Here is a 14,277-nt window from a genome sequence, read left to right on the forward strand (position 1 = left end):
TCAGTCGATGAGGCGGATGTCTTCGCCTGCTTCGTCTCTCGGCTCGCCCGGGGTTGTGAACCAGTGGGTGACTTCGCCGTCTTCCAGGTCGGCGGGGGTGTTGCCGGTGGGGAGGACGGAGAGGGCGCCCGCGGTGGCGGAGGCCAGGAATTCGTCGATCGCGGGCTGGTCGGTGGAGGCGGTGGTGTACGTCGTGGACTCGTAGTCGACGTCGTTGTCGGCGCGCAGGGTGGCTGCGCGGTCGAGGGCCTCGGACTGGGTGAGGGTGGCCCAGGTGTCGCCGTCGCGGTAGACGAAGGCGGGGTCGGATTCGGACAGAGGGCGGACGCGGTCGGTGTAGGAGACCGGGTGCGCGGGGCGGGTGGCCAGGTCGGACTGGACCTTCGGGTCCGACGGGACCAGCCAGCGGATCGAGCTGGCGGCCGGTTCCTGGGCGATGCCGAAACCGGCTCCGGCGGCGAGGATGTCGCCGAAGGAGAGGCCGTCGGCGAAGAGCACCGCGGCTCCGGCCTTGTGGATGGCCCAGACCGCGACCACCGCGTCCACCGTGTGCGGGAGAGCCACGGCGACGACGTCGCCGGGGCCCGCACCGCGCTCGATGAGCAGGCGGGCCAGCTGGGAGCTGCGGCGGTCCAGGACGGCGTACGCGATCTCCTGGCCGTCGGACAGCAGGGCGGGCGCCTGCGGATCCTCTTCGACGACCTCGGCCAGCACATTGGCCACGGTCGCGGTGCCGACGCGCGCCGCGTCCGCCGCGGAATCGGCGGGGGTGACGGCGCTTTCGGCGAGGATGCGGGCGCGCTCGGTGGCATCGAGGATGTCGATGTCACCGACCAGGCCATCGGCGTCTCCGACCAGTGCGTCCAGGATCCGGTTGAAGCGCGCGGCGAGGATGGCGACCTCGTCGGCGGTGAACCGGCTGCCCAGGTAGCGCATGGAGATGTCGATGGTCTCGCCCGCCATGATGACCAGGCTCATCGGGTAGTGGGTGTTGTCATTGATGCCCACACCGCTGACGGACATGCCGTCGATGGAGCTGGCCGCGGCGATGGCGTCCTTGTCCACCGGGTAGGACTCGAACGCCATGATGGTGTCGAATTCCGCTCCGGCACCGGCCAATTGCTGGATTTCGGTGAGCCCGATGTGGTGGTGCTCGAGCAGGTCGGCCTGATCGTGCTGGACCCGCTGGAGCAGCCCGCCGATGGTCAGGCGGTCATCGACGCGGATGCGCACCGGCACCGTGTTGATGAACAGACCCACCATGGATTCGACGCCCGGCAGGTCGCCGGGGCGGCCGGAGACGGTCGCGCCGAACACCACGTCGCTGCGCCCGGTGAGGCGGCCGATCAGCACCGCCCAGGAGGTCTGGATCAGCGTGTTCAGCGTGACGTTGAGTTCACCGGCGCGCTTGGTGAGCGCGCGGGTCCGATCGGCGTCGATATCCAGTGTGTAGCGGCCGATTTCGTAGTTCTCGTCCCGGGTCGCGGCGGGCGCGAGCTGGGTGGGCTCGCTGACGCCGGCCAGGGCGCGCTTCCACGCCTCGATCGACTCGTTCCGGTTCCGTCCGGCCAGCCAGGCCAGGTAGTTCCGGAACGACGGCACCCGCGGCAGCACCGACATGTCGCCGCGCACCGCGTACAGCACCAGCAGGTCCTGCATGAGCAGCGGCATGGACCAGCCGTCCACCAGGATGTGGTGGGTGGTGATGACCAGGTGCACCAGGTCGTCGCTGATCCGGAACACGGTGAACCGCATGAGCGGCGGCGCGGACAGATCGAAGTGATCGGCGCGATCGGCCTCGATCATCTCCCGCATGCGCGGATTGCGTTCGGCCTCGGGCAGATCCGTGAGATCGATGACGGTGAACGGCGCCTCGACATGGTCCAGCACCACCTGGTGGGCCTGGCCGTCGGCGTCGGTGACGAACGCGGTCCGCAGGCTCGGGTACCGGTCCAGGATGGCCTGCGCGGCCACCTTCAGCCGATCCGCGTCCACCACACCGCTCAGGTCGAGCACGGTCTGAATGGTGTAGACGTCCACCGTGTTCTGGGTGAGCAGCGCGTGGAACAGCAGACCCGACTGCAGCGGCGAGAGCGGCCACACATCGGACAGCGCCGGGTACGTCCGCTCCCACACCTCGATGTCGGACTGGTCCACCCGCACCAGCGGCAGGTCGGACGGCGTGAAGCCGCCCGCCTCCGGCCGCTTGGCGTGCGCGGCCAGCGCGGTCAGCGCCGCCACGAACAGGTCGGCGAACTCCTGCACCCGTTCGCGCTCGAGCAGCCCACTCGGGTAGGAGAAGGCCGCGCCCAGCTCCGGGCCGTCCGCGCCGTCGGTGACGATGGCGTTGATGTCGAGGGTGGCGTTGGCGGGCATGTCGGCGTCCATGTCGCCGTCGAGGCGGCCCAGGTCGTCGACCGGCACCCAGCCCAGTTCGGCCATGCCCTCGGGCACCTCGCCCGCGGACATCCGGCCCAGGTAGTTGAAGCTGATCTGGCCGACATCGCGCAGCTGCGTGGCGGTTTCGGGGTTGAGGTAGCGCAGCAGACCCCAGCCCAGACCCTTGTCGGGCAGCGCCAGCAGCTGTTCCTTGACCGATTTCACGATGTCGCCCAGGGCGTTTCCGCCCTCGAAGGCATCGGCGAGATCCGCGTCGTTCAGGTCCAGTCGCACCGGGAAGGCGGCGGTGAACCAGCCGACCGTGCGCGAAAGATCCGCGCCCGGAACGATCTCCTCTTCACGGCCGTGGCCCTCGAGCTTGATCAACGCCGAACCGCCGGTGGCCTCCCCGCGCCAGCGCGCGACCGCCAGGGCCAGCGCCGACAGCAGACCGTCGTTGACGCCACCCCGGTACAGGCCCGGGACGGCGGTCAGCACGGCCTCGGTGACCGATGCCGGCACCGTGACCTCGATCCGCTCGACGGTGGCGAAGGTGTCGACCTTCGGGTCGAACGCCCGCGACCCGAGCAGCGGATCCGGAGTCTCGGTAACCCGCTGCCAGAACGGCAGTTCCGCGACCCGCGCCTCGCTGCGCGACTCCTCGACCAGGGCGTGCGCCCAGCGCCGCATGGAGGTGCCGGTCTCGGGCAGCGCCAGCGGCTGCTCGAACGCCACCTGGGACCAGGCCAGGCCCAGGTCCGGAATCAGGATGCGCCAGGAGACGCCGTCGACCACCATGTGGTGCGCGACGATGAGCAGCACGTCCCGGCGGACGCGTGCCTCGTCGGAACCCTCGGGGGCGAAGGCGAACCAGACGAACTGCACCATGGCGGCATTCGCCGGATCCAGACGGCCCAGCGCCGCATCGAATTCGATGCTGCCGACCCGGGTCAGCTCCTCGTCGGAGATGTCCGCGGCCAGCTCGACCCGGTGCACCAGCGCGTCGACGTCGACGGCCCCGCGCGGCAGCGCCTCGAATTCGAAGCCCTCCGCGGCATTTCCGAGGAGTCGCGACCGCAGCACATCGTGGTGGTCGAACAGCGCGCCGATGGCCCCGACCAGCACCGTCCGCGTGATGCCGTCCGGCAGTCGCAGCGGCATGGTCTGCGAGAACCGTTCGTAGGACGACCCACTCGACAGGATCGCGTGCATGATCGGCGTCAGCGGAATGTCGCCGACCCCGCCGCCCGGCAGTTCCGCCAGCTTCTCCTGCGCGGTGTCCCCGCCCAGCGTGGCGACCTCGGCCAGTCCGGCGACGGTCCGCTTCTCGAACACGTCGCGCGGCGAGAACACGATGCCGCGCGCCTTGGCCCGCGAGACCAGCTGGATGGACAGGATCGAGTCGCCGCCGAGCGCGAAGAACGAGTCGTCCGCACCCACCTGCTCGACGCCGAGCACGTCGGCGAAGACCTCGGCGATGGTCGCTTCCAGTTCGGTGACCGGTGCGCGGAAGTCCCGCGCGGTGAACACCGGCTCGGGCAGCGCCCGGCGATCCAGCTTGCCGACCGGGGTCAGCGGGATGGCGTCCAGGATCGTGATCGCCGTCGGCACCATGTATTCCGGCAGGCGGCCCGCGACATGCTCGGTCAGCGCCGGGATGTCGATGGTCCGGCCCGCCACCGGCAGCACGTAGGCCGCCAGGATGGTGGCCCCGGCGTCGGTCTTGTGACCGACCGTGACCGCGAAGTCGACCGTCTCGTGCGAGGCCAGCGCGGCGTCGATCTCACCGAGCTCGATGCGGAAGCCGCGCACCTTCACCTGGAAGTCGTTGCGGCCCACGTACTCCACCTCGCCGGTGGGTGTCCAGCGGACCACGTCACCGGAGCGGTACATGCGCTCGCCGGCCACGAACGGGTTGGCGACGAACCGCTCGGCCGACAGGCCCGGGCGGTCGTGGTAGCCGCGCGAGAGCTGGATACCCGACAGGTACAGCTCACCCGCGACGCCCACCGGCACCGGACGCAGGCGCGCGTCCAGGATCAGGGCCTGCATGCCGCGGATCGGACCGCCGATGGTGACCAGATCGCCCGGCACCAGCGCATCGCTGATGTTGGTCATGATCGTGGTCTCGGTGGGGCCGTAGCCGTTGTGGAACGCACGAATCGTGCGGTTCTCCAACGGAATCGCCCACTTCGCGACCAGATCGGCCGGGACGGCCTCACCACCGGCGACCAGCACCCGCAGCGAGTCCAGACCCTTCGGGTCGAGGGTGGCGAGCGCGGCCGGGGTGACGAAGGCGTGCGTGGCCCGCTCGCGCTTGATCAGCTCGGCCAGTTCCTCGCCGCCGTAGACGCCCGGCGGGACCACCACGAGGGTGCCGCCCGCGCCGATGGCGAGCAGGTACTCCAGCACCGACGCGTCGAACGACGGCGAGGCGAAATGCAGTGCCCGCGAGCCGGAGTCGAGGTGGTAGCGCACGATCTGCTCGGTCGCGAAGTTGGCCAGACCGGAGTGCGTCACCACGACGCCCTTCGGCATGCCCGTGGTACCCGAGGTGTAGATCACGTAGGCCACGTGGTCCGGCCGGACCGGCGCCCACCGCTCCGCGTCGGTGACGGGTTCGGCGAAGTGCGAGGCGATCTCGGCCTGCACCATGGGATCGTCGAGCGAGATCCAGCCCGCCAGGCTCTTGACCGGCGGCAGCCCCTCGAGCTCGGCGTCGACCGTGAGGCCGAGCACCGCGCCGGAGTCGTTGACCATGTGCGCGATGCGGTCCGCCGGGTAGGACGGATCGACCGGCACGAAGGCCGCACCCGACTTGGCGACGGCCCAGATGGCCAGCACCGATTCGAAGGAGCGCCGGATGGCCACGGCGACACGGGTTTCCGGTCCGGCGCCGCGCTCGATGAGCACGCGCGCCAGGCGCGAGGAGGCCGCGTCGAGTTCGGCGTAGCCCAGGGCCTGGCCCTGGTACACGACCGCCTCGCCGACCGGGTTGTTGGCGACGGCCTCGGCCAGCAGCTCGGGCAGCACGCGCGGTTCGATGGCCGGACCGCCCGTGCGGGAGATCAGGTCGGCGCGCTCGTCGGCGGCCAGGATCTCCAGGTCGCCGACCGCGGTGCGCGGCGCGGCGATGATCTCGCCGAGCAGGCGGAGGAACCGCTCCGCGAAGCCCTCCACCGTCTCCTGGTCGAACAGGTCACGGGCGTAACCGAATTCGGCGTACATGCCCGCGTCCGCGTCGGCCGGAGCCTCGGTCAGGGTGAGCATGAGGTCGAACTTGGCGATCTCGTTCTCGAAGTCGACCGCCGCGGCCCGCAGCGCGGGCAGCTCGAACGAGCTGTCGGGCAGGTTCTCGAACGACAGCGCCACCTGGAACAGCGGGTGCCGCGCGGTGGACCGCTCCGGGTTGAGCAGCTCGACGAGCCGCTCGAACGGAATGTCCGCGTGCGCGAACGCCTGCAGGTCACTGTCCTTGGCCTTGGCCAGCAGCTCGGTGAAGCCGGCCTGTCCGCTCACCTCGGTGCGCAGCACCAGGGTGTTGACGAACATGCCGATCAGGTTGTCCAGCTCGGCCTCGCCGCGGCCCGCGATGGGCGCGCCGATGGCGATGTCGGAGGTGCCGGACAGGCGCGCCAGGAACACCGCGAGGGCGGTGTGCACGACCATGAACATGGTCGCGTTGTTGGTGCGCGCGATCTGCTGGAGTCCGCGGTGCAGGTCCTTGCCGATCGGGAACAGCACCCGGCCGCCGCGGAAGGACTGCGCGGTGGGGCGCGGGCGATCCGAGGGCAGGTTCAGCTCGTCGGGCAGATCCGCCAGTGCGGTGCGCCAGAATTCGGCCTGCGCGGCGATCAGGCTGGTCGCGTCGTCCTCGGAGCCGAGCACCTCGCGCTGCCAGATCGAGAAGTCCGCGTACTGCACGGGCAGCGGCGCCCAGCCCGGCGCGACACCGGCGGCGCGGGCGGCGTAGGCCACCATGACGTCGCGGGTGAGCGGGCCCATGGACCAGCCGTCGGCGGCGATGTGGTGGGTGACGAAGACGAGCACGTGCTCGACGGCGGCGGTGCCGTCGATGGACTCCGTTTCGGCACCGTCGACGCGGAACAGCTTGGCGTGCAACGGCACTTCCGCGGTCACGTCGAAGCCGGTGGTGACCAGCGCGGCGATCCGCTCGGTCACCGACTCGGCCGAAACGACGACCGGCGTCAGATCCGGAACCGCCTGCGCCACTGGCACGATCACCTGCGCGGCCGCGCCGTCCACCTGCGGGTAGACGGTGCGCAGCGTCTCGTGGCGGCCGATCACGTCGGCGACGGCCTGCTGCAGCGCCTCCACATCCAGCGCACCGGTCAGGCGCACCGCCACGGGGACGTTGTAGGCGGCCGACGCGGTGTCGAACTGGTTGAGGAACCACATGCGCTGCTGTGCCAGCGACAGCGGCACATTGTCGGGCCGCGGTGCGGCCGTGAGCGCCTTACGGTCTCCCGCGCCGGCGTGCTGCTCGACCTTGGCGGCCAGCCCGGCGACGGTCGACGCCTCGAACACCGCGCGCACCGGCACCCGCGCGTCCAGGGCCGCGCCGATGCGCGCGGCGACCTGGGTGGCGAGCAGCGAGTTGCCGCCGAGGGCGAAGAAGTCGTCGTCCGCGCCCACGCGCTCGGCGCCGAGGACCTCCGCGATGACGCCCGCCACGATCTCCTCGATCGGGGTGGACGGCGCCCGGAAGGCGGTGGTCTCGAACTCGGGCTCCGGCAGCGCCTTCCGGTCCAGCTTGCCGTTCACATTGAGCGGCAGGGCATCCAGCACCACGAAGGCCGACGGCACCATGTACGACGGCAGCGCCGCCGACAGCGCCGACTTCACCAGCGGCACATCGACACCCGAGCCCGACGGCACCAGGTAGGCCACCAGGCGGTCACCCGTCTTGGCGTCCTGCTTGGCCAGCACCGCGGTCTGCGCGATCTCCGGCAGCGCCAGCAACGCCGCCTCGATCTCGCCGAGCTCGATACGGAAACCGCGGATCTTCACCTGGAAGTCGGTGCGGCCCCGGTACTCCAGCTCGCCGTTGCCGGACCAGGCGACGAGGTCACCGGTGCGGTACATGCGCTCGCCGACGGCGAACGGGTCGGCCACGAAGCGATCCGCGGTCAGATCCGGACGCGCGAAGTAACCGCGGGCCAGCTGCGCGCCGGCGAGGTAGAGCTCGCCGGAGACGCCGTCGGGAACCGGGTTCAGGCGCGCGTCGAGCACGTAGACCCGCGAATTCCATTCCGGCGCACCGATGGACACCGAACCCTGGTCGGCGTCGGTGACCAGGTGGCTGGTGATGGACACCGCGGCCTCGGTCGGGCCGTACAGGTTGAACAGTCGAGTTCGCCGGTTCGACGCCCGGAAGCGCTGCGCGACGGTCGCGGGCAGCGCCTCACCGATGGCGAGGACCCGCCGCAGTGAATCGTTCAGCGTCCCGTCGGCCGCGGTGAGCAGCGCGTCCAGCATGGACGGCACCACGTGCAGGGTGGTGACCCGCTCGCGCGCCATCAGCTCGTTGAGGTACGCCGGATCCCGGTGCCCGTCGGCCGCCGCGATCACCAGGCGGCCACCGGACACGGCGGCCGACCAGAACTCCCAGACCGAGAGGTCGAAGGTGGCGGCGGTCTTGAGCAGCACCGCGTCGTCCGCGCCGAGCTCGAATTCCGCGCTCTTCCACTGCAACTGGTTGGCGATGGCCGCGTGCGGCAGCGCCACGCCCTTCGGGCGACCGGTGGAACCGGAGGTGAAGATGACGTAGGCGGTGTGCTCGGGCCGCAGCGGGGCGACCCGCTCGGCATCGGTGACCGGGGCGAGGTTCGCGCCCGACAGGGTGAGCTCGTCCATCCGCACCAGCGGCGCGATTTCGGTCGTGAACTCGGCCGCGGCATTGGTCAGCACGCACACCGGCGCGGCGGTTTCCAGGATGTACCCGGTCCGCTCGGCCGGCTGGTCCGGGTCCACCGGCACGTACGCGCCACCGGCGACCGAGACCGCGTACATGGCCACGACCAGGTCGACGGAGCGCCGCAGCGCCAGCGCGACCCGGGCCTCCGGGCCCACGCCCAGCGAGATCAGGTGGCGGGCAAGGCCGTTGACCCGGGCGCCGAGTTCGGCGTAGGTCAGCGTCTCGCTGTCCGGTCCGATCAGCGCGATGGCGGTCGGCTTGGCCGCCACCGTCGCATCGAGCATGGACACCAGCGTCGCGGCCGAATCCACCTGGTGCGCGGTGGCATTGCGCCGCTCCAGGATCTCGGTCCGCTCGGCCCCGGCCAGCAGCTCGATCTCGCCGACCGCGGTGCGGGGTGCGCTCACGATCTCGCGCAGCAGGTGCACGAACCGATCCGCGAAGCCGTGCACGGTGTCCCGGTCGAAGATATCGGTGGCGTAGGTCAGGATGCCGGTGATGCCCTGGGCCGCACCGTCTTCGCCGTAGATGTCGGAGACGATCAGGTGCAGGTCGAACTGCGACAGCTCGGTGTCGACGTCCAGGCCGGACACGCTCAGGCCCGGCAGTTCCAGGGTGGAGCGGGTCAGGTTCTGGAAGGACAGACCCACCTGGAACAGCGGGTGCCGCGCTGTCGAGCGGGCCGGGTTGAGCACCTCGACCAGGCGCTCGAACGGCACGTCGGCATTGGCGTAGGCCTGGATGTCGGTCTCGCGCTGACGCGCCAGCAGCTCGGCGAACGGCTGCCCGCCGTCGACCACGGTGCGGAACACCAGGGTGTTGACGAACATACCGATGAGGTCGTCCAGGACGGCCTCGCCACGACCGGCCATCGGGGTGCCGATGGCGATGTCGTCGGAGCCCGACAGGCGCGAGAGCAGTACCGCGAGCGCGGTGTGCACGACCATGAACAGCGTCGCGCCCTCGGTGCGGGCCAATTCGACCAGCGCCGCGTGCAATTCGGCGTCGATGCGGATGTCGATCTTGCCGCCCGCGAAGGTCTGCACCGCCGGGCGCGGCCGGTCGGCCGGGAGGTCCAGCTGATCCGGCAGGCCGGCGAGCGCCTGCGACCAGTAGGCGACCTGCTTCGACGCCAGCGATTCCGGATCGTCCTCGCTGCCCAGCAGTTCGCGCTGCCAGATGGAGTAGTCCGCGTACTGCACCGCCAGCGGGGTCCAGCCCGGCTTCTGCTTGATGGAGCGCGCCGCGTAGGCGGTCATCAGGTCGCGGGTCAGCGGGGCCACCGAGGAACCGTCACCGGAGATGTGGTGGATGACCAGGGCCAGTACGTATTCCGCGGGCGCGGGGCCGTCCGGGTCCACGACCGGGAACTGGCCGGTGGGCTCGATATCGGCGAAGTCGAAGGTGTAGGCCGCCGCGTGCGCCGCCGCCTCCGACGGCCCGCGCGTCGCGGGACCGGACTCGGCCGCGGGAGCCGGGACCTCACCCTCGATCTTGAACAGCGCCACCTTGATCGGCACCTCGACGGTCACGTCGAAGGCGGTGGAGGTCAGCTCGACCACCGCGCCCACCACCTCGTCGGCGGTGACGGTGCGCACCTCGAGCTCCGGCACGGCCTGCGCCGGCGGCAGGATGACCTGCACCGGCCCGTCCTCGGTCTGCGGGTAGATGGTCCGCAGGATCTCGTGGCGGGCAACCACATCCGCGATGGCGGCACGCAGCGCGTCCTCGTCCAGCAGGCCCGACAGCCGCACCGCGACCGGCACGTTGTAGGCGGCCGAGGCGGTGTCGAAGCGGTTGAGGAACCACATGCGCTGCTGGGCCAGCGACAGCGGAATGTTGTCCGGCCGCGGTCCGGCGGTGAGCGCCTTGCGGCCGCCCGCGCCGGCGTCGCGTTCCACGCGGGCCGCGAGTGCGGCCACCGTGGACGCCTCGAACAGCAGTCGCACCGGCACCCGGGTGTTGAGCGCCTCGCCGAGGCGCGCGGCCACCTGGGTGGCGAGCAGCGAGTTGCCGCCCCACGCGAAGAAGTCGTCGTCCAGGCCGATGCGGCCGGATTCGACGCGCAGCACCTCCGCGAACACGCCCGCCACGATCTGCTCGATCGGGCTGACGGGGGCGCGGAAGACCGCCTTCTCGAAGGTGGGCTGCGGCAGCTCCTTACGGTCCAGCTTGCCGTTGGCGTTGAGCGGCAACGCGGTCAGCGGCATGAAGACCGACGGGATCATGTACGACGGCAGTTCAGCGGCCAGCGCCGACTGCAGCTGCTGCTTGTCGGGGTCGCCGTCGCTGCCGACGATGTAGGCCACCAGGCGGTCGCCGAGCACCGGATCGGTGTGCGCGACCACGGCCGCCGAGGCGACGGAATCCAGGCGCAGCAGCGCGGATTCGATATCGCCGAGCTCGATGCGGAAACCGCGGATCTTCACCTGGAAGTCGGTGCGGCCCCGGTACTCCAGCTCCCCGTTCTCCTGCCAGGCCACCAGGTCACCGGTGCGGTACATGCGGGAACCATTGCCGGCGAACGGATTCGCCACGAACCGGTCGGAGGTGAGGTCCGGGCGGCCGTGGTAGCCGCGCGCCAGCTGCGCGCCGGCCAGGTACAGCTCGCCGGAGACGCCCACAGGCACCGGCCGCAGGCGTGCATCCAGCACGTACACCTGGGAGTTCCACTCGGGCGAGCCGATGGACACCGACAGCTCGTCGCGGGCGGTGACCCGGTGGTTGGTGATGGACACCGCGGCCTCGGTCGGGCCGTACAGGTTGAACAGCTCGGTGCGCGGCCGCTCCCGCAGCACGCGCTGCGCCAGCGGGCCGGGCAGCGCCTCACCGATGGCCAGGATGCGCCACAGCGAATCCGGCAGCCCGTCGGCGAGCAGCGCGTCCAGCATGGACGGCACCACGTGCAGGGTGGTCACCCATTCGCGGGCCATGAGCTCGTTCAGGTACGCCGGGTCCTTGTGGCCGTCCGGCGCCGCGATGACCATGCGGCCACCGCAGGCGGCGGCGGACCAGAACTCCCAGACCGAGAGGTCGAAGGTGGCGGCGGTCTTGAGCAGCACCGCGTCGGCCGGGTCGAGGCCGAATTCGGTGACCTTCCACAGCAACTGGTTCACGACCGCGCCGTGCGGCAGCGCCACACCCTTGGGACGGCCGGTGGAACCGGAGGTGAAGATGACATACGCGGTGTTCGCGGCCGTCAGCTCGCGCACCCGCTCGGCGGCCCCGATCGGCTTGGCCGAGTGGCCGGACAGGTCCAGCTCGTCGATGCGCAGCACCTCGGCCAGCTCGGATTCGAAACCGACTGCGGCCGTGGTGAGTACGGCCTTGGGCGCGGCCGTCTCCAGGATGTAGCCGACGCGCTCGGCGGGCTGATCCGGATCGATCGGCACGTAGGCGGCACCGGACTTGGCGACCGCGTACATGGCGACCACCAGGTCGGTGGACCGCCGAATGGCCAGGGCCACCCGGTCTTCCGCGCCGATGCCGCGTGCGATGAGCTCGCGGGCGAGCTGGTTCACGCGGGCGTCGAGCTCGGCGTAGGTCAGCTGCTCGGTGCCCTCGGCGGTGTCGGCGACGATGGCCACGGCCTTCGGGTCGTCGGACACCGCCCGGTCGAGCAGCGAGACCAGGGTGGCCTCGGAACCGCCGTCCATGACCGACTCCACGTCCTGCGCGGTGTTGTTCCACCGCTGCAGGATTCGCGCGTTCTCGTCCTCGTCCAGCAGGTCGAGGTCGCCGACCGCGACGGTGGTGTCGGCCAGGATGGCGTCCAGCACCCGCACGAACCGGTCGGCGAAGGACCGCACGGTCGATTCGTCGAACAGGTCGGTGGCGTAACCGAATTCGGTGAGGATCTCGGCCGGGGTGCCGTCCTCGGTGTACCGGTCGTAGAGCGTGACGTGCAGGTCGGTCTTGGCCAGCTGCGAGTCGAATTCGACCGCGGCCACGTGCAGGCCCGGCAGCTCGAAGGCGGTCTCGGCCAGGTTCTGGAACGACAGACCCACCTGGAACAACGGGTTGCGCGCGGTGGAGCGGACCGGGTTGAGCACCTCGACCAGGCGCTCGAACGGCACGTCGGCGTTGGCGAAGGCCTCCAGGTCGCGCTCGCGCACCTCGGAGAGCAGGTCGGCGAAGCTCGCGGCGCCGTCGACCTGGGTCCGGAACACCAGGGTGTTCACGAACATGCCGATCATGTCGTCGAGTTCGCGTTCACCGCGGCCCGCGATCGGGGTGCCGACCGCGATGTCGTCGGTACCGGACAGGCGGGCCAGCAGCACCGCCAGCGCGGCGTGCACGACCATGAACAGCGAGGCGTTGCTGGCCCGCGCCAGCTCGTGCAGCTTGGCGTGGCGCTCGGCGTCGATATCGAAGCGCAGCGCCTTGCCGTGGAACGACTGCGCCGGGGGACGCGGCCGGTCGGTGGGCAGCTCCAGCTGGTCCGGCAGCCCGGTCAGGGCGCGGGTCCAGTACGAGACCTGCTTGGCGGCAAGCGATTCCGCGTCGTCCTCACGGCCGAGCACCTCACGCTGCCACAGCGCGTAGTCGGCGTACTGCACCGGCAGCGGAGCCCACTGCGGCACATCGCCGTTCACCCGGGCCACGTAGGCGGCCATGATGTCGCGCGCCATCGGGCCCATGGAGGAGCCGTCGGCGGAGACGTGGTGGACGGTGAAGGCCAGCACGTGCTGGGTGGTCTCACTGTCCGCGATGCGGAACATCTTGACGGCGAGCGGCACCTCGACGGTGACGTCGAAGGTGGTCATGGCGAATTCGATGACCTTGCCGAGCAGTTCGCCCTCGGTGACCTCCTCAGGCACCAGCGACAGATCGGTCTGCGAGGCGGGCAGCACAACCTGGTGCGGGCCCTCCGCCGACGCTCCACCTCCCTGCGCTTGCGGGTACACCGTGCGCAGCACCTCGTGGCGGGCGATCACATCGCCGATGGCCTGCTTCATGGCGTACAGGTCCAGGGCGCCGGTGAAGCGCACCGCCAGCGGAATGTTGTCGACCGCCGAAGTGCTGGTGTCGAACTGGTTGAGGAACCAGTAGCGCTGCTGCGCCGGGGACAGCGGCAGGTGCGCGGGACGCTCACCGGGGATCAGGCGCGGACGCGCCCCGGAACCGGCATTGCGCTCCACCCGCGCGGCCAGCGCCGCGACCGTGGACGCCTCGAACAGATCGCGCACCGCGAGCTGGGTGTCCAGGGCCGCGCCGAGGCGAGCGGTGACCTGGGTGGCGATCAGCGAGTTGCCGCCGAGCTCGAAGAAGTCGTCGTCCAGGCCGACCCGTCCGACGCCGAGCACGTCGGAGAAGGTGCCCGCCACGATCTCCTCGATCGGGGTGGACGGGGCGCGGAAGACCTTGGCCTCGAACACCGGCGCGGGCAGCTGCTTGCGATCCAGCTTGCCGGAGGCATTGAGCGGGAAGGCGTCCAGCACCACGAAGGCGGTCGGAACCATGTAGCCGGGCAGGCCGTCCTGGAGTTCGGCACGCACGGCGTCGAGGTCGACGCTGTGGCCGGCGGTCGGGATGACATAGCCGACCAGCTGCTCGCCGAGCCGCTCGTCGCTGCGGACCACGACCACCGACTGGGCGATGGCATCGATGGCGGTGAGCGCGGACTCGATCTCGCCGAGCTCGATGCGCAGACCGCGCAGCTTCACCTGGAAGTCGGTGCGGCCCAGGTACTCCAGCTCCGCTCCGCCTCCCCACGCTTCGCGACCGGTCCACTTGACGAGGTCGCCGGTGCGGTACATGCGCTCGCCGTCGTGGAACGGGTCCGCGACGAAGCGATCGGCGGTCAGCTCCGGACGGGCGACGTAGCCGCGCGCCAGCTGGACGCCCGACAGGTACAGCTCACCCGCGACACCCGGGGCGACCGGGTGCAGGCGCGAATCCAGCACGTACACACGGGTGTTGAAGACCGGCGCGCCGATCGGCACCGACAGCGTGTCGGT

1 protein-coding gene (only partly in view) is annotated in these 14,277 nt (G+C 70.6%); it reads right to left on the reverse strand.

Annotated elements, in window-relative coordinates:
* Positions 1-14,277: the 3' portion of a non-ribosomal peptide synthase/polyketide synthase gene (locus ABZV44_RS15580; protein WP_354836403.1), read on the reverse strand. Its footprint extends 29,988 nt past the window's final position; the window shows 14,277 of its 44,265 coding nt (coding positions 29,989-44,265); the start codon falls outside the window, past its right edge; it ends in the stop codon at positions 1-3.

The sequence above is a fragment of the Nocardia sp. NPDC004860 genome (assembly GCF_040609015.1).
Classification (GTDB): Bacteria; Actinomycetota; Actinomycetes; order Mycobacteriales; family Mycobacteriaceae; genus Nocardia.